The sequence below is a fragment of the Streptacidiphilus pinicola genome (genome assembly GCF_003258295.1).
Taxonomy (GTDB): Bacteria; Actinomycetota; Actinomycetes; order Streptomycetales; family Streptomycetaceae; genus Streptacidiphilus; species Streptacidiphilus pinicola.
Genome location: NZ_QKYN01000008.1, coordinates 1 through 18,276 on the forward strand (window position 1 = coordinate 1; position 18,276 = coordinate 18,276).

Below are 18,276 nucleotides of genomic sequence, written 5' to 3' on the forward strand. Positions count from 1 at the left end.
CCCCGGAGGACACGCCCCCCTCCGACGCCGTCCCGCCGTCAGCCGCCCCGGCCGAACTCCCGCCCGCGGAGACCGCTCCGCGCGCGACCGCAGACCTGGGGGACGCGGCACCTGAGGACGCCACTCCGCAGGACGCGGCCCCCGGGGACGCCGCCCCCGAGGCTGCGGCATCGGCCGACGCTGCGCGCGCGGCCGGGTCTCCCGAAGACGCCGGGCGCGAGGACTCGGCACCCCAGGACACCGAACCTGAGGACGTGTCTTCCGAGGGCGCCGGGCGCGAGGAATCGGCTCCTGAGGACTCGGCGCCGCAGGATGCCGGGGCTGAGGATGTGGCATCGGCGGACGCTGGGAGCGCGGCCGGGACTCCCGAGGACACCGCGCCCGAGGACGCCGCGCCGGAAGGCTCCAAGCCGGTGGATGCCGTGGCGGAGGAGACCGTCCCCGAGGATGCCGCAAGCGAAGGCCCGGTCCCTCAGGACACCGTCCCCGAGGACGCGGCAGGCGAGGGCGCGTCTGTCGATGACGACCCGCTGGAGGACGAGGACCCCGAGGACGCCCTCGCGCGCTCGCTCTCCGCCATGGACCGTCACCTCGCCCGCATACGCGGCGAGGTGTTCCCGGCGGAGGCCGCCGCAGGCGAGCACGACGCGCCTGCGGAGTCGATCAAGCCGGAGCCCGAGGACGGCAACGCCGCGTCCTCCCAACCCTCCTGACGTCCCGCCATATCAGGCGCCCCCAACATCACCGGCATGTGCGCGACAAGCCCGCACGCCGTCAAAGGATTCACACTCCTCGGCACGCTCGCCCTGCTGGTGGTGCAGACGCTCTGCTCGTTCTCGGTGATCGCCTACTTCCGCCGCAACCACCCCGAGTCGCGCCACTGGTTCCGCACGGCGGCCGGGGCCGCGGACAAGGTGCTCTTCTTCCGCTTCATCCCGCCGATCGTCGGCCTGGTCTTCCTGGCCGGGATCGGCCTGGCCCCCTGTACATGCGGGCCAGGCATCCGGAGCGCTACGAGCTGATGGGCCGTCTGGTCGTCGCCGACACGCAGGAGCGCGCCGACGAGACGGGACGATGACGGCACGTCACCACGGGTGCGGGCGGTAGTCCTTGAGGAAGATGCCGAACAGGTCCTCGCCCGCCTCGCCGCGAACGACCGGGTCGTAGACCCGCGCCGCGCCGTCGACCAGGTCCAGCGGGGCGTGGAAGCCGACGTCGTGGAGCCGCATCTTGTCCGGGTGCGGACGCTCGTCGGTGATCCAGCCGGTGTCCACGGCCGTCATCAGGATGCCGTCCTGCTCGAGCATCTCCTGCGCGCTGGTGCGCGTCAGCATGTTGAGGGCGGCCTTGGCCATGTTGGTGTGCGGGTGGCCGGGGCCCTTGTAGCCGCGGCCGAACTGGCCTTCCATCGCGGAGACGTTGACGACGTACTTGCGTCGGGCCGGGGCCGCGGCCATCGCCGCGCGCAAGCGGCTGACCAGGATGAACGGCGCGGTGACGTTGCAGAGCTGGACCTCGAGCAGCTCGATCGGGTCCACCTCCTGCACCTTCTGGCTCCAGCTGTTGGCATCGTCGAGGTCCGGCACCAGGCCGCCCGCGTCGATCGCGGTGCCCGCCTCGATCAGCGCGGGCGCGGCCGAGCCGGAGGTGAGCGCCAGCGCGGTCAGCGCCTCCGCGCTGAGCTTCTCGCGGCGCGGGCCGCCCTGCGCGGGCAGCATCGGCTGACGGCTGAGGTCGAAGCGGCCGAGCGTCGTCGCGGAGGGCAGCTCGCCGGCCGGCAGCGGCGCGTCCTCGGCGTCGATCAGCTCCTTGTAGGCGCCGGGGGAGCGGCGCACCGTCTGCGCGGCGTTGTTGATCAGGATGTCCAGCGGGCCGGCCGCGCTCACCTCCTCCGCGAGCGCGATGACCTGCGACGGGTCGCGCAGGTCGATGCCGACGATGTGCAGGCGGTGCAGCCACTCGTGGCTGTCCGGCATCGCCTTGAAGCGGCGGATCGCGTCGTTCGGGAAACGCGTGGTGATCGTGGTGTGCGCGCCGTCGCGCAGCAGGCGCAGCGCGATGTACATCCCGATCTTCGCGCGGCCGCCGGTGAGCAGTGCCCGGCGGCCGGTCAGGTCCGTGCGGGCGTCGCGGCGGGCGCGGTTCTCGGCGGCGCAGTTCGGGCACAGCTGGTGGTAGAACGCGTCGACCTCGACGTAGCGGCCCTTGCAGACGTAGCAGGCACGCGGGCGCTCGAGTATGCCGGCGAGCGCGCCGGTGGCGCCGCTGGTCAGCTGCAGCCCCTGCGTCTCGTCGTCGATCCGGGACGCCGCGCCGGTCGCGGTGCGTTCGGTGACCGCCTTGTCGTTCGCGGTCTTGGCCGCGCGGCGTTCCTGCCGTCGGCGCTGCTTGACCTCGCGGTAGACGCCGGAGGTGGCCTTGCGCAGCGCGATCGCCTGCGGGTGGTCCAGCGGCAGTTCGTTCAGCTCTGCGAGCGCCTCCAGCACGAGGCGCATGCGCTCGGGGTCGATCCCGGTCCCGGGGTGGGCCTCGGCGGAGTCGGTCACGTCGGGTCCTGCGTTCATCGCCTGCGGGTTCTCTTCTGGGCTCGGGACCGGGAGGTCGGGCGGCGCTGCCGGAGGGCAACCCGATCAACTCTACCGGTCCCGGGTGTGCGCCCACGGGGGTGAACCCATTGGACGGTCCACGCGTAACGTCCGGAGCAGGGTCCTCTCGTCAGGGAGCGGTCATGAATCGTCTCTGGGGCGCGGTGCCGGTGGTGGTGGGGGCGGTGCTCGCCGTGAGCGGATGCGCGGTGGGACTGGGCGCCTCCGCCTCGGTCCCGGCTCCCGCCCCGGCCGCTCGGCCGGCGGCTGCCGCCGCTGCGGCGGCCGCCTATCTGGCGATCGCGACTCCGGCCAACCACCGCCTGGACGCGGACTTCGACCGTTTCGACGGAGCCGACCGGGGTGACCTCGCGGCGGCCCGCGCGGACCTGCGCGACATCGCCGCCACCGAGCACGCCTTCGACCGCGACCTCGCCCGCCTCGCGCTGCCCCAGGCCGCCGCGGCGTGGGTGCGCCCGCTGATCAGCGCCAACGAGACCCGCGCGGACCTGACCGCCCGCGCCGCGACCAGCGGCTCACTGCCGTTGCTCAACGGCCTGCGTCCGAGGCTGACCGCGGCCAACGCCCCCGTCGAGCGCGCCGTGACCGGGATCCGGGCCGACCTCGGCCTGCCGCCGCCGGACACCCACTGAACCCCAGGCGCGACCTCAGACGGAGGAAGCCCAGGCGTTGTAGCCGCCGGCGAGGTCGAGCACGGCGGTGCGGTTGCCTCCGGCGCAGGGAGGCCTCAGCCGCGCTGCCCCTCAAGCCTGGGCGGCGACCGGGCTCACGGCCGTGACGTGCAGGACCGCCACGCCCCTCCCGGGGCGCCACTCCGCATGCGCGTCCGTGAAGCCGGCCGCGTCGAGCGCGGGCAGCAGCGAGGCGTCGTAGTGGGGCCCGGCGCTGCCGCCGTCGTGCAGCACCGCGTGTTCGAGCACCGACAGCGCCAGCCGACCCCCCGGACGCAGCACGCGCCGCACCTCGCTGAGGGAGGCGTCGAGCGGCTGCCAGAGCTGGACGCTGTTGGTCGCGCAGACCCCGTCGAAGGTGTCGTCGGGCCAGGGCAGTCGGTCGGCGGTGGCCCGGCGCAGCTCTATTCGGCCTTGCACGCCTGCTCCGACGCGGCGCGTGCGGCGGCGCGCCGACGCCAGCATGAGCTCGGACGGGTCGACGCCGGCGATCCGCAGCTCCGGTGCCGCGAGCGCGAGCGCGGCGATGCCCAGGCCCGGACCGAAGCCGATCTCGAGCACGTGCTCGCCCGCCGCCGGCGCGAGGTCGGCGACGCAGGCCCGGATCTGCGGCCCGTGCCGACGCGCCATCAGCGCGCCGACGAGCGCGCCGCCGAGGCCGCGGGGGAGGGCGAACTGCCGGTCCAGGTCCATGCGGCCAGCGTGCCCGAGCCGGACGCGCGCCGCAGGCGTTCGGCTCGAACTCGGGGTCGATTCAGGGGCGCCCCTTACGGGCGTCCCGCTCCGGCACCCGACGCAGCCTGCGTGGCCGTGCCGCCCTGCGTGGCGGTCTGCGCGCCGCAGCGCTGCTCGGTGCGCAGGCGGCGGGTGACCTCGCCGAGGCCCTCCGCGAGGTGGGTGAGCTGCTCGGGGGTGAGCACGTCGATCAGCGCGTTCCGGACCGCCTCGACATGGCCGGGCGCGGCGAAACGCAGCACCTCCCGGCCCCGCTCGGTGATCTCGGCGAAGACTCCGCGCACGTCGCTGGGACAGGAGCGGCGTGAGACCAGCCCGGCGCGTTCCAGCTGGGTGATCTGGTAGGTCAGGCCGCTCTTGGAGGTGACCAGGCGGTCGGCGAGCTCGGTCATCCGCAGCGCGCCGTCCGCGGCGGCGTTGAGCTGCACCAGTACCTCGTACTGGGTGTGCGAGAGCCCCGCGTCGTCCTTGAGCTGCTGCTCCAGCTTGCGGTTGACCAGGTTGGTGGCGGTGAGGAAGGCGATCCAGGCGGCCCTCTCGCCCTCGTCCAGCCAGCGGGGTTCAGTCATGCTTCGAGAATACTCCGTTGTTAAAATTTGAACCACCATCGACGGTCGCGGGCGCTTCCACGCACCGCAGCCGGGCGGCCTCGATCGTGACGCCGGGGCCGATCGAGAGCATCAGCCCCTCCTCGCCGGGCTGCGGCCCGGCCGGGTCGTCGAGCGTGCGGGCGAGTACGTCCAGGACGGAGACCGAGCTCATGTTGCCCCACTCGCGCAAGGAGTCCCAGGAGTGCCGCAGCGTCTCGCGGTCGCAGTCCAGCACGCTCGCGGTCCGCTCGAGGATGGCCGGACCGCCGTGGTGGGCGACGACGAAGGCCGGCGGCGTCGGGCGCCGTCCGAGCCAGGGAGAGAGGTGCGGGGCGGCCTTGAGGATCGCGTAGGGGGCCTCGGCGGTGGAGGTGAACCCGATGTGACCGGTCGGCTCGTCGACCGTCAGCCGGTAGTCCTCCGCGGTGTCGGGCACGAGCAGCTCCAGGGGATCGGACAGCTCCACGGCCGGGCCGGGCCGGACGTCGTCCGTGTCCGTGACGACCGCGGCGGCGACGCCGTCCCCGCCCAGGGCCTTGTAGATCATCGCGGGCATGCTGATGTTGCCCGGCTGGAAACTGATGCTGAACGCCTCGGCGGCCACGACCAGGATCCGGGCCCCGGGTTCGACCGCGATCTGCTCGCGCGCCCGGACCAGCCCGAAGAGGCCGCCGGCGCAGCCGATGGTCGCCACCGGCAGGCGCCGCACGGTCGGCCGCAGGCCCAGGCTGTGGATCAGCCGCGCGTCGACGCCCGGCATCACCCAGCCGGTGACGCTGGTGACGACCAGCGCGTCGACGTCCTCCGGTGCCAATTGGGCGGCGGCCAGTGCGGACACCGCCGCGTCGTGCGCCAGGGCCGCCATCAGCTCGACGGTCTCCCGCCACAGGGCCGGGCCGGAGCCGACGGTGAACAGCTCCTTCGCGGGGCGCACGAAGGCGCGGGTCTCGACCCCGGTCGAGCGCATGACGCGCGCCGCGGCCTTCGGCACCAGGCCGGACTCGAACGCGGTGCCCGCGAGTTCGATCACCTCGTCGATGGTCGCGGTGTGCTGGGGCGCGCGGAAGACGGGCCGGTGCACCCGTACGGCGAAGTCTTCGGCTTCACGACGCATGCTGTGTCCTTTCTCCCGCCGCAACCCTCTCCATGGTGACGGATGCTCGCGTTCCGGGTGCCCCGAACGCGGAATCGAGTGATCCGTTTCATCCCAAGTCCGGCTTCGCGGAATACCCCTGCCGCGGCGCGGGTTCCTGTCACCGTCTCGATCCGGGCGGGGACGACGGGGCGGAAAAGCCGTTGTTCAAATTTGAAGCACGGTGTAGTGTCGGGACGTCGCTTGGTTCAAATTGGAACGAAGCCAGAACGAGCGGAGCCCCTCATGACTGTGATCCCCGAGGCGACGGTCCGTACCCGCGTCCGCGTCCCGCTGCGGTTCGGCGACGGATACAGCGTCGACTCCGAGCTGGTCACCTTCCACGGCCTGGTCGACGGCCAGGAGCACCTCGCCGTCGTCCTCGGCGAGCCGCACGCCGCCGAGACCCCGCTGGTCCGGCTGCACTCCGAGTGCCTCACCGGCGACGTCTTCGGCTCCGCCCGCTGCGACTGCGGCCCCCAGCTGCGCGAGGCCGTCGAGCGCATCGCCCACCGCGGCGGCTACCTGCTCTACCTGCGCCAGGAGGGCCGCGGCATCGGCCTGTACAACAAGCTCGACGCCTACGCGCTGCAGGACCAGGGCTACGACACCTACGAGGCGAACGCCGCCCTCGGCCTCCCGGAGGACGGCCGCGACTACACGGCCGCCGCCCAGATGCTCGCCGCCCTCGGCGTCGGCAGCGTCGACCTGCTCTCCAACAACCCGGACAAGGCCGAGCAGCTCCGCGAGCTGGGTGTCCCGATCCGCGACCGCGTCCCGACCGGCGTGCACGCCACCCGGCACAACCTCCGCTACCTCCGTGCCAAGGTCGAGCACACCCAGCACACCATCACCCTGGACTCCCTGACCGGGCTGGCCGGCTGACGCGCAACCGGGTCGGTATCGCGGCCTCGGCGTGGGAGCGCGGCGGTTGTCGACCGTGAGGTCGTGAACGCCCAGGCAGACCGCATGTGTGGCGCCGCCCGGAGCCGGGCATGCTCATCCGCACCTTGCGTCTCTCGCGCCCCGGAAGGCATTACGCATCTCTTACGGCGGCTTGCGCACCGCAGACCGCAACCCCCCTGCGGCAGCAGTCTGTTCCCCACCCGAGCGGAAGGGAGCAGACATGCCTGGCAAACGACTCACAGCCGTCAGGGCTCGATCGGAGCGGCGCAAGCACCGTCTCCTGTTCGGATTACCGCTGGCCCTGGCGGTGGTCGTCGCCGGAGGCCTGGCCTTCGCCGACGTCACCCCGAAGACCCCTCCCGTCACCGGCGTGGCGGCCACGCCCACGAACTGGGGCGCGGTCACCAGCCAGACGGGCACGAACGCGTCGTCGATGATGAACGCCAACGTCATCGCGGCGAACATCTCGGTGTCCACCATCAAACTGAGCAGCGCGTTCAGCTATCTCTCCCCGGACGGCACCGGGATGCCGCAGTGGACGCGCACGGTCACCGCCGTCGCCCCCGGCGGCATGCTGGACGTGGCCTGGCAGGCGGCGAACGGAATCCACGTCACCCACGTCGACCGTCGACTTCGGCGCGTCGGCCCGGACACCGTCCTCACCGGCGTCCGGGAGATCGGTGGCCTGGTGGCCTTCGACAACGGCTTCGCGCTGCTGACCCGTGTGGCGGACCACAACCGCTGGGGGGAGACAGCCGCCGCGCTGATCCGGGTACGCGACGGCCGTGTCGCGTTCGTCGTCAGACTGACCGGCGCCGCCAGCCACGACACCGCCCCCATGCTCGACGGCCAACTCGGCTGGAACGACGGCCGCTACGCCGCCGTCTTCACCGTGCACGGGGCCGGCGGCGCCCAGAACGGCCGCTGGGGCGACAAGATGGTCTACGTCAGCGACACCGGGCGGATCCTCCCCGGCGGGCGCGCGTGGGGGTGTCGGGGCGACACCGGTCGCACCCTCGGCTGGTCGGGCCCGTCGGCGGCGTACAACTGCTACGACGACGGAACCGCCGCCGGTTCGGCGCTGACCAGCGGCGACGACATGGTCCGGACCGGCAACGGGAGTTGGGTGACCGCGCTGTCCTCCCGCGGTCCGGTCTCCCGTCGGAAGAACATCCTTACCTGGGACATCACGCCGCGCTGGCGCACTCACCAGACGGTGCTGTTCTTCGTCGACACCGGCTCGCGCACGGCGCGCTCCGTCGTCCTGACCAGCACGGCGGGAACCGAGAACGTCAACGTCCACCTGGCTCCGTACGGCAGGACGGGGTTGCTGGTCAGTTGGGAGTCCCTCCGGGACGGGGTCTTCACCGGCACCCACTTCCGGCTGGTCGACCTCGGCGGCCGGTTCCTCACCCCGGATCTCGTGCTCACGGTCCACCTCTCCAGCCCCATCGCCGTGCTGGCCAACGGTGACCTGGTCTGGGCGTTCGTGCGGGAGACCCCTGTCCACGGGCGCCGGATGAACCGGTGGCCGACGGTCACCTCGCTGTTCCTGGCACACCTGCACGTGAGTCTCCTCGTGAGCGGCTCGGCCTCCCCCAGCCGGCCCCCCGTCCCCACGCCCACTCCGACGACGACGCCCATGCCCACCACGATGCCGACGTCGGTGCCAAGCCTCCCCGCGGCACCGAGCACGGCGGTGGGCACGCACTTCTGACCGTCCCCCACCCTGGCCCCCGCACCACGGGGGCCAGGCTCTCCTGGAGCGGGGGAACGACCCGCGGTCGATCCCCCGGATCCGCCGCCCGGGCAGTCGCACGTACACGGCACACACGGCACACACGGCCCTGAGCACCTCACCGGCTCAGGAGCCGGGTGGATCGCGGCCCGCCGTCGGTGGGCCGGATTGGAGTTGACTCGCACATGCGCCATTCGGACACGTCCCGACGCTCGCGCCTCACACCCGACCGGCGCCGCCGACGCCGCGGAAGGAAGCTCACCTGGATCGCCCTGCTCGTCGGACTGCCGCTCCTCGGCGGCGGGCTGGCCACCGCCCTGGCCGCGAACAACCAGCAGGCCGCCCCGGCCGCCAACCCCAACTGCACCCTGGTCGTGCCGCCGAACCCGCTCGGCGCGACGGGCCTGGCGACCCCGTACCAACTGGTGGCCACCGACCCGGCCGCGGGCCCGTGCAACGAGGCCAACGCCAACCAGTCCGCTTTCGTGGAGGCCGCGATCCTCGCGCCCGGCGGGCAGCTGACGCTGTACGACCCCCTGGTAATCGACCAGGGCACCCAGCCCGCCGCCCCCACCGCGCCGGCGACGGTGCCGGCCGGATCCACCGTAGGGATCTGGTTCGGCTTCAACGGCACCAACCTGACCCTGCGGAGCACCAACGGCACCAACTCCCTCGGCCAGGGCCGATGCGTGAACGGACTGCAGGGCTCGATCTTCGGTCAGTTCGCCGACTGCAACGCCCCGGCGTTCTTCCGTGGCGCGAACCGGCAGGTGGCGGCCAACCAACTGCAGATCCCCAATGTCGGCACCGCCAAGGACGGCCTGCCCTGCCCGACGACCCGCGACTTCTCCCTGGTGGACCAGGACCAGAGCGACAACGTGGTCACCCACTACCTGGCCACCGCGAACGGCCGGACCGCGCAGAACAACGCCGCGAACAAGGCCGCGTTGCAGAACCAGCAGCTGGTGGACCTGGCCAACGGCAGCGACAACCTCCTGCTGACCCAGTTCATCGACCCGGCCCTGGGCTGCACCCCCTGGACCCGTCCCGACCAGTCCAGCGACGGCGCGGCCGGCGCGGCGCTGCCCCTGGACGAGCTCTCCGCGGCCGCGAACCAGCAGGCACCGATCGCACTGGTCCCGCTGACCGATCCGATGACGCTGAACAACAAGAACGCCAACCGCACCAAGACCAACCTCTACCGCGCCGGCGTCGACATGACCGCGATCGGCGCGGCGGACAACGGCAATGGCACTGCCTACTGCCAGAACCTGTTCGGCAACGCGACGGGCATCCAGCGGATCTTCAAGGACCAGGGCCTCTTCGTCAACAGCCCCTCGGTCGACGCGGCCATGGCGAACAACCTCTTCACCTTCCTGGCGATGCGCGCCAACCAGAGCTTCACCAATCTCAACTGCGGGGGGCTGCTCAATGCCGCCAATCCGATCACGCTGACCACGGACGGCAACGGCGTCGTGATCAACGCGACGTTCACTCCACTGGGCCAGACCCCGCCCGCTCCTACGGCCGGATCGGCGACTCCCAGCGCGACGTGCACCAGCGCCTCCCCGACCCCTACGGCCGGCGCCACCGCCTCCGCCGCGATGAACGGCCCGACCGCGTCGGTCGGGGCCTCGGCCCCCGGAGCCACACCCAGTGGCCAGATCGGGACCGTGACGCCCACGCCCACCGACGCCGCCACGCCGACTACGGCGGGCAGCCCCGCGGCATCCACCTCGGCACCTGGCTGCCCCACCCCGCCGCCCGTCGCGACCGACACGGCCGCCAACGGCTCCGCCATCCCCACGGCGTCCGCCACGACGACCGGCAAGCACCGTCACCACATGAGGTGGTGAGCAGGTGAGGCGGACGTTGGGCGTCCCCCGGCACTCGACGCCTGAAACGACGACCTGGCCGGCCGGCTGAGGTCGTCCGCTTCGCTCAATCGCGTCCGTCCGGCGCGCTCAGGCGGGGCGGGTGGCGCGCAGGGCGAACATCAGGGGGAGTCGTGGCTGGTCGTCAGGAAGCCGCCACCAGCCGCTCCTCGGGTCGCGCTCCATCGCCGCGAAGCGCGGCCAAGGGAGGAGGTCGGTCTCGCGCAGGGTCTCCACCGTGAGGCCGGCTCCCACCAGGGCGGTGACGACCGCGCCGAGACCGTGCCGCCACTCGTAGCTGACGGTGTCGCGGTCCAGCGGGGGGCCGTCGGTGTAGGTGCGGCCCGACTCGTGACGGTCCGGGCCGCGGCCGCCCAAGTAGTCGTTGCGCAGCCGGAGTTCGCCCTCCGTCTCGTCCGGGGCGGGCACCGGTCCGAGCGAGTTGAGCAGCGGGTGGAACTCCACGATGTACAGCAGGCCGCCGGGGGCCAGCAGGTCACGCACCACCGTGGCCCAGCAGGCGAGGTCGGGGAGGTAGCAAAGGGCGCCCTTGCCGGTGTAGACGACGTCGAAGCGCCGTCCACCCAGCGCCGCGACCGCGTCGTACACATCGGCCTGGACGAACTCGGCGTCCAGGCCCGCCCCCGCGGCCAGCTTCCTGGCCTCGGCGACCGAGGCCCCCGACAGGTCCAGCCCGACCACGGGCGCGGCGCCGCGCCCCGCGAACGCCTGTGTCTCGGTGCCCAGATGGCACTGCAGGTGCACCACCGACCGCCCGCGCAGCTCGCCGAGATCCTCCCACTCGAACGGGGCGAACCAGTCGTCGGGCGCGCGACTGCCGTCCAGCCCGTAGAAGGCGCTGGCCGTGTGCACGGGGGTGCGGGCGTCCCAGTTCCGCTGGTTGGCGTCGATCATTTCGGGGATGGTCGGCATCGCGGAGACGGAGAGGTCACTGTCGTCATGGTCCATACCGGCGTTCCTACCCTGTGAGGTGGCGGCTTCAGGGACGTTCGTCCCGCCCCGCGGCCAGCTTCTCCTCGAAGAACGCAAGCACCCGGTCCACGCCCTCCTGCTGCCGGTGCTCGGTCAGCGTCGAGTGCTGCCGGCCGGGGAACTCGACGGCGATGAAGCCGTCGCCCAGTTCGCGGCGCAGGGTGTCGAAGCGGGTGCCGACCGCAGGGTCGCGGTCGTAGCGGAGGCCGAGCACCTGGCAGCCCGCGGCGACCTTGGCCTTCACCGACGTGAGGTCGGCCGGACTGAGCCCGAGGTCGGCGCGGCGCGCGCGGCCCAGGGGAGCGGGCGACGCGGGCTGGGCCAGCACGGGGGCCGCGACGGGCGCGTCGGCGAGCATCGCCAGCGCGAAGCCACCCGTGAAGCACATGCCGACGGCCCCCACGCCCGGCCCGCCGAGCTCGGCGTGCAGCTCCCGGGCCAGGGACCGCAGCCACGGCGCGGCGCCGGTCGTCCGCCCGAGCGCGAACATGCTGAACTCCTTGCTGACGCAGATGCGCGCGATGCTGCGCAGCGACTCGCCGACGCTCGCCGGGCCCTCGGGGCGCCCGAAGAGCGACGGCAGCACCACGGTGAACCCGCGCGCCACGACCTCCTCGGCGAAGCCGATGACCCCGGGCGTGACGCCGGGGATCTCGTGGATGACGATCACCCCGGGCCCGCTGCCCTTGCGGTACGTCGGATGGACAACGCCGTCGGCCGTGTGACGGCCCTCGGTCCAAGAGTCAAGCAAGCCCATGGCCCTGAAGATACGCCGGGTGAGGCGCCGACTCCATGGCGGGTCGCGTCACTCCGCCGGGAGGGGGTCGACGGCGGCCGGGGGGTGGCCGCCCTGGGTGTGGCGGCGGGTGGGTTCACGGCCCGGGGGTTGGACGCAGCGTTCGACCGGTTCGAGACGACGCGTCCTGCGGGTGGCCGGGCGGCCGGCCTCCACCAGAAGGCGCTCGCCGTCGTGCACCACCGGCACGGGATCGCCCTTGCGGACCTCGTAGGTGGTGGTGTCGTGGGTGATCTCCACCGTGAGCAGGCTGTCGCGGACCCGGAGGGCGAAGGCGAGGCGGCTCAGGCCGGAGGGCAGGCGGGGGCGGAAGCTGAGGGCGTCGTCGTGGTCGCGCAGGCCGCCGAACCCGGCCACCAGGGCGATCGAGGCGCCCGCGAGGGAGGCCACGTGGAGGCCCTCGCGACTGTTGCCGCCCAGATCGTGCAGGTCCATCAGGGCGGCCTCGGCCGTGTAGTCGTAGGCGAGGTCCAACTGGCCGACCTCGGCGGCCATCACGGCCTGGGTGCAGGCGGAGAGCGAGGAGTCGCGGACGGTGATCCGCTCGTAGTAGGCGAAGTTGCGGGCCTTCTGCTCGTCGGTGAAGGCGTCCCCGCGGACCTGCATGGCCAGCACCAGATCGGCCTGTTTGACGACCTGTTTGCGGTACAGGTCGAAGTACGGGTAGTGCAGCAGCAGCGGGTAGTTCTCGGGCGGGGTGGCGGCGAAGTCCCAGAACTGGTGGTCGGTGAAGCCGTCGGCCTGCGGGTGGACGCCGAGGCGTTCGTCGTAGGGGATGAACATCGCGGCCGCGGCGTCGCGCCAGGCCGCGGCCTCCTCCGGGTCGACGCCCAGTGCCGTGGCCTCCTGCATGTACCGCGTCGCGGCCTCTGCCGCGTGCCGCAGGTTGGACTGCGCCATCAGGTTGGTGAAGACGTTGTTGTCCACGATGGCGCTGTACTCGTCGGGGCCGGTCACCCCCTCGATCCGGAAGCGACCTGCCGGGTCGTGGTGGCCCAGCGAGCGCCACATCCGGGCGGTCTCCACCAGCAGCTCCAGCCCGATCGTGCGGTCGAACTCGCGGTCCCCGGTGGCGCGGACGTAGCGGACGACGGCGGCGGCGATGCCCGCGCCGATGTGGAAGGCCGCGGTGCCGGCCGGCCAGTAGCTGGAGCACTCCTCGCCGTGGATGGTCCTCCAGGGGAACACCGCTCCGGCCAGGCCGAGTTGGGCGGCCCGCTCGCGGGCGCTCGGCAGGGTGGCGTGCCGCCAGCGCAGCGCCTGGTTGACGGCCCCGGGCAGCGCGTAGGTGAGCACCGGCAGCACGTAGGCCTCGGTGTCCCAGAAGCTGTGCCCGTCGTAGCCGGTGCCGGTGAGCCCCTTGGCGGGGATGGCGCGCTCCTCGCTGCGCGCGCTCGCCTGCAGGACGTGGAAGAGCGCGAAGCGGACGGCCTGTTGCAGCTCCACGTCCCCGTCGACCTGGATGTCGCTGTGCTCCCAGAACTCCGCGAGGTACTCCCGCTGTTCGCGCACCAGGCCGTCCCAGCCGGTGAACCGCGCGGCGGTGAGGGCGGCGAGCACCTGGTCACGGACGGCCGGCAGCGAGCGGACCTCCGACCAGCCGTAGGCGATGAACTTGACCAACCGCAGCCGCTCGCCCGGCTTCAGGGTCAGCGTGACGCTGATCCGCGCGTTGTCCTCGCTGCTCTCCGCGGTGACGTCGTACGGCTCGGGCGCCTCGATGACGTGGTCCATTCCCGCGCCCACCCGCAGCCGGCTGTGGCGGGTGGAGTGCACCAGCGCGGCCTTGGTGCCCACGGCGATGTCGGCCTCCGCCACCAGCGGCGCCTCCAGCATCGCGGCCGCGCGGGGGTCGGCCTCGGCGGTGGGGAGCTGCTCGTTGGCGACGAGCGTGGACTGCAGCACGAGGCGGGCCGGGCCGTCCACCGCCTCCACGACGTACTCGATCGCCGCGATGGCCCGCTGCGTCAGCGAGACCAGCCGGGTCGAGGTGACCTTGACGGTCCGTCCGGCCGGGGAGGTCCACACGGCCTCGCGGCGTAGCAGACCGTCACGGAAGTCCAGGCGGCGCCGGTGGCTGCGGAGTTGGCCGTAGCGCACGTCGAACGGCTCGTCGTCGACGAGCATGCGGATGATCTTGCCGTTGGTGACGTTGATGACGCTCTGGCCGGACTCGGGATAGCCGTAGCCGCTCTCCGCGTAGGGCAGCGGCCGGAGTTCGAAGACGCCGTTGAGGTAGGTGCCGGGCATGCCGTGCGGTTCCCCCTCGTCCAGGTTGCCGCGCATGCCGATGTGGCCGTTGGACAGGGTGAGGACGGACTCGGCCGCGGCCTGTCCGGGCAGGTCCAGCGTGTGCTCGACCACGCCCCACGGGTCGATCGAGAAGGCCTCCGAGGTCACTGCGGCTCCCCTTCGGTTCCGACCAGTTCGGACAGATCGCGGACCACCACGTCGGCGCCGTTCGCCCGTAGCTCGTCCGCCTGGCCCACCCGGTCCACGCCGACGACGGTGCCGAAGCCGCCGGCCCGCCCGGAGGCGACACCCGCCAGCGCGTCCTCGAAGACGGCGGCGTGCTCCGGCGCGGTGCCGAGGGCCCGGGCCGCGGCCAGGTAGGTGTCGGGCGCGGGCTTGCCGGCCAGGTGCTGCTCGGCGGCGACCACGCCGTCCACGACCACGTCGAACAGCTCCGCGATGTCCGCCGCGCGCAGCACGTCGTGCGCGTTGGCGCTCGAGGAGACCACCGCGCGGGGCAGCCCGAGCGCGCGCAGCCGGTGCAGGTAGTCGACCGAGCCGGGGTAGGCGGCGACGCCGCGCTCCTTGATCATGTGCAGCACGATGTCGTTCTTGGCCGCGCTCAGGCCCTCGACGGTTCGCGTCCCCGGCGCGTCCTGCGGACCGCCCTCGGGGAGCTCGATGCCGCGCGAGGCCAGGAACGCCCGGGTGCCGTCGAGCCGGGGGCGGCCGTCGACGTAGCGGTCGTACTCCTCGACCTGGTCGAACGGCACGAACGCCGTTCCGGTCCGGGCGGCCTCCGCCCGCAGGAAGCCGTCGAACATCTCCTTCCAGGCGGCCGCGTGCACCTCGGCGGTCCGGGTCAGCACGCCGTCGAGGTCGAACAGGAAGGCATGGATGTGGTCCGGGAGCCCCAGCATGTCTGCCAGTCTCGCCCGCGAGCCGGCCCGGAACGGACATTGCCTCCCGGTGGGCGCGTCGCCGACCGGGATCAGAGGTCACGCAGGGCGGCGGCGAGCAGGGAGACGCCCTCGTCGATCGCGTGGGCCGGGTCCGCGGCGTAGCCGAGGACGAGGCCGGGCGGACCGCAGGCGCTCCGATAGCCAGGCCGTGCGGCCGCCGCGTGGGGCCTTGCCGATGTCCAGCTGCAGGAAGTCGGAGCCGGATGTTTTGGACCCCTCGAACGATGGCTCTGTGGACCCGCCCATGGGATCCATTGTGCGCGCAGAGTGGACCCATGGACCGACCCTCGTTCACGCAGCTCGTCCCCGGCATGGTCGGCATGATGCTGGTCGGCAGCAGCGTGACCGTCTCGCACTCACTCGTCGACGCCCCCCTCTTCACCACGCAGGCCCTGCGCTAGGCGGCCGCGACCGCGATCCTGCTCCTCTTCGCGCGGCTCGCCGGCGCGCGCGTCGTGCGGCCGCGCGGGCGGGAGTGGCTGTGGCTGGCCGGGCTCGCGGTCAGCGGGCTGGTGCTGTTCAACGTGGCGGTGGTCCGCGGCGTCGCGCACGCCGAGCCCGCGGTGATCGCCGTGGCCGTGGCGTGCGTGCCGCTCGTGCTGGGCCTGGTGGGCCCGCTGCTGGAGCGGCGCCGCCCGAGCCGCCAGGTGCTGCTGGCCGCGCCCGTCGTCATGCTGGGCGCGGTCCTGGTCGAGGGGACGGGCCGCACCGATGCCGTCGGCCTGGCGTGGGCGGCCCTGGCCCTGGGCTGCGAGGCCGCGTTCACCCTCCTCGCGGTCCCGGTGCTGCCCCGGCACACCCCGTGGGGCGTCTCGGTGCACGCGACCTGGATGGGCGGGACGCTGTTCGCCGTCCTCGGCCTGACCCGCGAAGGCCCCACGGCCGCAGGGAGGTTGTCCGGCACCGAGTGGGCGGCCGCGGGCTACCTCGCGCTGATGGTGACGGCGGTCGCCTTCGTCCTCTGGTACTCCACCGTCCGCTCCGCGGGCTCCGGCCGCGCCGGCCTGCTTACCGGCATCGCCCCGCTGACCGCGGCCCTGGTCGCCACCGCCACCGGCACCGGCACGCCGGGCCTCTCCGTCTGGTCGGGTATCGCGGTCGTCGTCCTCGGCCTCGTCGCCGGCCTGCGCAGGCGCCCGGAGCCGGACACAACGGTCCGTCAGGCGGCTTTGGCCTCCTCGGACTTGGACCGTAGCCGGTGCTCGACGCCGGCCAGGCGCCAGTAGCCGATGGCGCAGGCCCAGACGACGACGAAGAGGCCGACGATGACGAAGCCGACGTTGTTGAGGTCGATGCCCGAGATCCAGGCCGTCACCGGGTCGGTGAGGTTCAGCTGGTCGTGCAGGATGCCGACGAGCTCGATGGTGCCGATCAGGAAGGCGACGGCGATCGACAGACCGGTGATGGTGAGGTTGTAGTAGACCTTGCGCACCGGGTTCGAGAAGGCCCAGTGGTAGGCGAAGTTCATGAATGTGCCGTCGAGCGTGTCGAACAGGCTCATGCCGGAGGCGAAGAGCAGCGGCAGGCAGACGATCGCGTACCAGGGCAGGCCTGAGGCCGCGCCGGAGCCCGCCATCACCATCAGGGTGACCTCGGTCGCGGTGTCGAAGCCGATGCCGAAGAGAAGGCCGATCGGGAACATCTGGCCGGGTCGGGTGATGGATTTGGTGAGCCGGCCCAGGATGCGGTTCATGAAACCGCGGCTGTCGAGGTGCTTCTCCAACTCGTGCTCGTCGAACTGGCCGGCGCGCATGGCCGTGAAGACCTTCCAGATTCCCACCAGGGCCACCAGGTTGAGCGCGGCGATGAGGTAGAGGAAGCTGCCGGACGCCAACGTGCTGACGGTGCCGAGGTTGTGACGGGCACTGGAGTTGTCGTTGGTCAGCGTCGTCGCGAGCCGCACGCCGCCGGCGATGCCGGCCGCGAGCAGGATCACGATCGAGGAGTGGCCGAGAGCGAACCAGAAACCGACCGAGATCGGGCGCTTGCCGTCGGCCATCAGCTTGCGGGTGGTGTTGTCGATCGCCGCGATGTGGTCGGCGTCGAAGGCATGGCGCATGCCGAGCGTGTAGGCCGTCACGCCGAGGCCGAGGCCGAACACCTGGGTGCCGACCTTGTAGTGGTGCGGCGCCACCATCACCGCGAGGATCCCGAAGCCGATCACGTGCATCGCCGCGATCACGGCCAGCAGTCCGCCGGTGCGCCACCAGTCCTTGCGTTCCCAGCGGACGGGCGGTGTCGTCGGTATCGCGCCGGGCAGGACGGCGGTCGACGAGGAAGAGTTTTCGGGCAGGGTCATGGAAGGGCAGCCTCTCCAGCACCTCGTGGATAGTCTCGTGCGGTGCCGTGGCCGGTCTCCTGGCTGACGGGGACTGACATCCCGGCCGCTGGCCTTCCCAGGCGCTGACGCGCCCAGTGGCCTCCCCGACCCGAGACGTGGGTCGTGGGAACGCGGCAAGGACTTCCCGATCACAGTGGCGAGGGCCGCTCCGGACTTGAACCGGTCTTCCCGAACACCACGGCAGCAGCCACCCTAGGGGTTCCGAGGAAACACCCACAAGCCTGCATGGATGCGCAGGTGTTGCGAATCACTTGCCGGGACGGGTGAGAATGTCGTCATGCATCTGGTCCCCGCCGAACTCGCCCACCGCAAGGTCATCGACGACCACACCGTGTGCGCCGCCATCGAAGGCATCGGCGACGCCGACCAGCTGCACGAATGGGCCGACTGTTTCGCGCTGCTCGGCGAGCACCACCGGCTGGCCGTCCTGCTGGCCGTCCACCACGCCGGGCCGATCGCCGTCACCGACCTGGCGACCGCCACCGGGATCGCGGACAGCGCGGTCTCACAGATCCTGCGGCTGCTGCGCGCCTCCGGAACGGTAGCCGCCGACAAGGACGGCCGGATCGTCCGTTACCGGCTCGCCGACGGCCGCGTGGCCGCGCTGCTCGACCGGATGCGGGAGCCCGCGGACCAGCGGTGACCGTCGCCGCGTCAGTTCTTCGAGCACCGCTCGAAGAGGGATTCGTCACAGGCGAAT

17 protein-coding genes, 1 pseudogene and 1 riboswitch are annotated in these 18,276 nt (G+C 72.3%); of the genes and pseudogenes, 9 read left to right on the forward strand and 9 right to left on the reverse strand.

Annotated features, from left to right (window positions below; genetic code table 11):
- Both DN069_RS40815 and DN069_RS01455 read left to right on the forward strand, forming a co-directional pair.
- Window positions 1–713: pseudogene (locus tag DN069_RS40815) on the forward strand (hypothetical protein); the annotation flags it as partial.
- 36 nt (window positions 714–749) lie between these two features.
- A complete protein-coding gene (locus DN069_RS01455; RefSeq protein ID WP_111498848.1) occupies window positions 750–1,022 on the forward strand; it encodes a hypothetical protein in 273 nt (90 codons plus the stop codon).
- Window positions 1,023–1,085: 63 nt separating this feature from the next.
- On the opposite strand, the gene DN069_RS01460 is transcribed toward DN069_RS01455, so the two are convergent.
- A complete protein-coding gene (locus DN069_RS01460) occupies window positions 1,086–2,564 on the reverse strand; it encodes an SDR family NAD(P)-dependent oxidoreductase (RefSeq protein WP_111498849.1) in 1,479 nt (492 codons plus the stop codon).
- 164 nt (window positions 2,565–2,728) lie between these two features.
- Between DN069_RS01460 and DN069_RS01465 the strand changes: the two genes are divergently transcribed.
- Window positions 2,729–3,238, forward strand: a complete 510-nt coding sequence (locus tag DN069_RS01465; RefSeq protein WP_111498850.1) for a hypothetical protein — start codon at window positions 2,729–2,731, stop codon at window positions 3,236–3,238.
- 111 nt (window positions 3,239–3,349) lie between these two features.
- Here DN069_RS01465 and DN069_RS01470 read toward each other — a convergent pair whose 3' ends face one another.
- The 3 genes from DN069_RS01470 to DN069_RS01480 form a co-directional block, all read right to left on the reverse strand.
- Window positions 3,350–3,970, reverse strand: coding sequence for a class I SAM-dependent methyltransferase (locus DN069_RS01470; RefSeq protein WP_111498851.1), 621 nt, complete (start codon window positions 3,968–3,970; stop codon window positions 3,350–3,352).
- 74 nt (window positions 3,971–4,044) lie between these two features.
- Window positions 4,045–4,581, reverse strand: a complete 537-nt coding sequence (locus DN069_RS01475) for a MarR family winged helix-turn-helix transcriptional regulator (RefSeq protein ID WP_111498852.1) — start codon at window positions 4,579–4,581, stop codon at window positions 4,045–4,047.
- On the reverse strand, window positions 4,574–5,716 hold the full coding sequence (locus DN069_RS01480; protein ID WP_111498853.1) for a beta-ketoacyl-[acyl-carrier-protein] synthase family protein: 1,143 nt from the start codon (window positions 5,714–5,716) through the stop codon (window positions 4,574–4,576). Before DN069_RS01480 ends, DN069_RS01475 begins: the two co-directional genes overlap by 8 nt.
- Before the next feature lie 264 nt (window positions 5,717–5,980).
- Here DN069_RS01480 and DN069_RS01485 point away from each other — a divergent pair, with 264 nt between their 5' ends.
- From DN069_RS01485 to DN069_RS01495, 3 genes are all read left to right on the forward strand, one after another.
- Window positions 5,981–6,619, forward strand: coding sequence for a GTP cyclohydrolase II (locus DN069_RS01485; protein WP_111498854.1), 639 nt, complete (start codon window positions 5,981–5,983; stop codon window positions 6,617–6,619).
- Between the two features lie 328 nt (window positions 6,620–6,947).
- A complete protein-coding gene (locus DN069_RS01490; RefSeq protein ID WP_111498855.1) occupies window positions 6,948–8,357 on the forward strand; it encodes a hypothetical protein in 1,410 nt (469 codons plus the stop codon).
- A 206-nt stretch (window positions 8,358–8,563) separates the two neighbouring features.
- Complete coding sequence (locus DN069_RS01495; RefSeq protein WP_207892014.1) at window positions 8,564–10,234, forward strand: hypothetical protein; 1,671 nt, start codon at window positions 8,564–8,566, stop codon at window positions 10,232–10,234.
- A gap of 108 nt (window positions 10,235–10,342) precedes the next feature.
- Here DN069_RS01495 and DN069_RS01500 read toward each other — a convergent pair whose 3' ends face one another.
- The 4 genes from DN069_RS01500 to DN069_RS01515 form a co-directional block, all read right to left on the reverse strand.
- On the reverse strand, window positions 10,343–11,185 hold the full coding sequence (locus DN069_RS01500) for a class I SAM-dependent methyltransferase (protein WP_207892021.1): 843 nt from the start codon (window positions 11,183–11,185) through the stop codon (window positions 10,343–10,345).
- Window positions 11,186–11,252: 67 nt separating this feature from the next.
- Window positions 11,253–12,002: a dienelactone hydrolase family protein gene (locus DN069_RS01505; protein ID WP_111498856.1), complete on the reverse strand. Its 750-nt coding sequence runs from the start codon at window positions 12,000–12,002 to the stop codon at window positions 11,253–11,255.
- A 48-nt stretch (window positions 12,003–12,050) separates the two neighbouring features.
- Window positions 12,051–14,441 (reverse strand): glycoside hydrolase family 65 protein, encoded by a 2,391-nt coding sequence (locus DN069_RS01510; RefSeq protein ID WP_111498857.1) that lies wholly within the window; start codon window positions 14,439–14,441, stop codon window positions 12,051–12,053.
- Complete coding sequence (locus DN069_RS01515; RefSeq protein WP_207892015.1) at window positions 14,438–15,193, reverse strand: HAD family hydrolase; 756 nt, start codon at window positions 15,191–15,193, stop codon at window positions 14,438–14,440. Before DN069_RS01515 ends, DN069_RS01510 begins: the two co-directional genes overlap by 4 nt.
- A 317-nt stretch (window positions 15,194–15,510) precedes the next feature.
- Between DN069_RS01515 and DN069_RS42280 the strand changes: the two genes are divergently transcribed.
- Window positions 15,511–15,636 (forward strand): hypothetical protein, encoded by a 126-nt coding sequence (locus tag DN069_RS42280; protein WP_279387864.1) that lies wholly within the window; start codon window positions 15,511–15,513, stop codon window positions 15,634–15,636.
- A gap of 18 nt (window positions 15,637–15,654) precedes the next feature.
- Window positions 15,655–16,461: a DMT family transporter gene (locus DN069_RS01525; RefSeq protein WP_279387866.1), complete on the forward strand. Its 807-nt coding sequence runs from the start codon at window positions 15,655–15,657 to the stop codon at window positions 16,459–16,461.
- Here DN069_RS01525 and nicT read toward each other — a convergent pair.
- Window positions 16,395–17,534: a Nickel transporter NicT gene (nicT, locus tag DN069_RS01530; RefSeq protein ID WP_111498858.1), complete on the reverse strand. Its 1,140-nt coding sequence runs from the start codon at window positions 17,532–17,534 to the stop codon at window positions 16,395–16,397. The genes DN069_RS01525 and nicT overlap by 67 nt on opposite strands.
- A gap of 32 nt (window positions 17,535–17,566) precedes the next feature.
- A riboswitch (cobalamin riboswitch) is annotated at window positions 17,567–17,771 on the reverse strand.
- A gap of 82 nt (window positions 17,772–17,853) precedes the next feature.
- On the opposite strand from nicT, the gene DN069_RS01535 reads away from it, so the two are divergent.
- Window positions 17,854–18,219: an ArsR/SmtB family transcription factor gene (locus tag DN069_RS01535; RefSeq protein WP_111498859.1), complete on the forward strand. Its 366-nt coding sequence runs from the start codon at window positions 17,854–17,856 to the stop codon at window positions 18,217–18,219.
- Window positions 18,220–18,276 lie beyond the last annotated feature (57 nt).

Coding starts and splice junctions, on each gene's coding strand:
- DN069_RS01455 (WP_111498848.1), top strand. CDS start 750: ATGTGCGCGACAAGCCCGCACGCCGTCAAAGGATTCACACTCCTCGGC.
- DN069_RS01460 (WP_111498849.1), bottom strand. CDS start 2,564: ATGAACGCAGGACCCGACGTGACCGACTCCGCCGAGGCCCACCCCGGG.
- DN069_RS01465 (WP_111498850.1), top strand. CDS start 2,729: ATGAATCGTCTCTGGGGCGCGGTGCCGGTGGTGGTGGGGGCGGTGCTC.
- DN069_RS01470 (WP_111498851.1), bottom strand. CDS start 3,970: ATGGACCTGGACCGGCAGTTCGCCCTCCCCCGCGGCCTCGGCGGCGCG.
- DN069_RS01475 (WP_111498852.1), bottom strand. CDS start 4,581: ATGACTGAACCCCGCTGGCTGGACGAGGGCGAGAGGGCCGCCTGGATC.
- DN069_RS01480 (WP_111498853.1), bottom strand. CDS start 5,716: ATGCGTCGTGAAGCCGAAGACTTCGCCGTACGGGTGCACCGGCCCGTC.
- DN069_RS01485 (WP_111498854.1), top strand. CDS start 5,981: ATGACTGTGATCCCCGAGGCGACGGTCCGTACCCGCGTCCGCGTCCCG.
- DN069_RS01495 (WP_207892014.1), top strand. CDS start 8,564: ATGCGCCATTCGGACACGTCCCGACGCTCGCGCCTCACACCCGACCGG.
- DN069_RS01500 (WP_207892021.1), bottom strand. CDS start 11,185: ATGCCGACCATCCCCGAAATGATCGACGCCAACCAGCGGAACTGGGAC.
- DN069_RS01505 (WP_111498856.1), bottom strand. CDS start 12,002: ATGGGCTTGCTTGACTCTTGGACCGAGGGCCGTCACACGGCCGACGGC.
- DN069_RS01515 (WP_207892015.1), bottom strand. CDS start 15,193: ATGCTGGGGCTCCCGGACCACATCCATGCCTTCCTGTTCGACCTCGAC.
- DN069_RS42280 (WP_279387864.1), top strand. CDS start 15,511: ATGGACCGACCCTCGTTCACGCAGCTCGTCCCCGGCATGGTCGGCATG.
- nicT (WP_111498858.1), bottom strand. CDS start 17,534: ATGACCCTGCCCGAAAACTCTTCCTCGTCGACCGCCGTCCTGCCCGGC.
- DN069_RS01535 (WP_111498859.1), top strand. CDS start 17,854: ATGCATCTGGTCCCCGCCGAACTCGCCCACCGCAAGGTCATCGACGAC.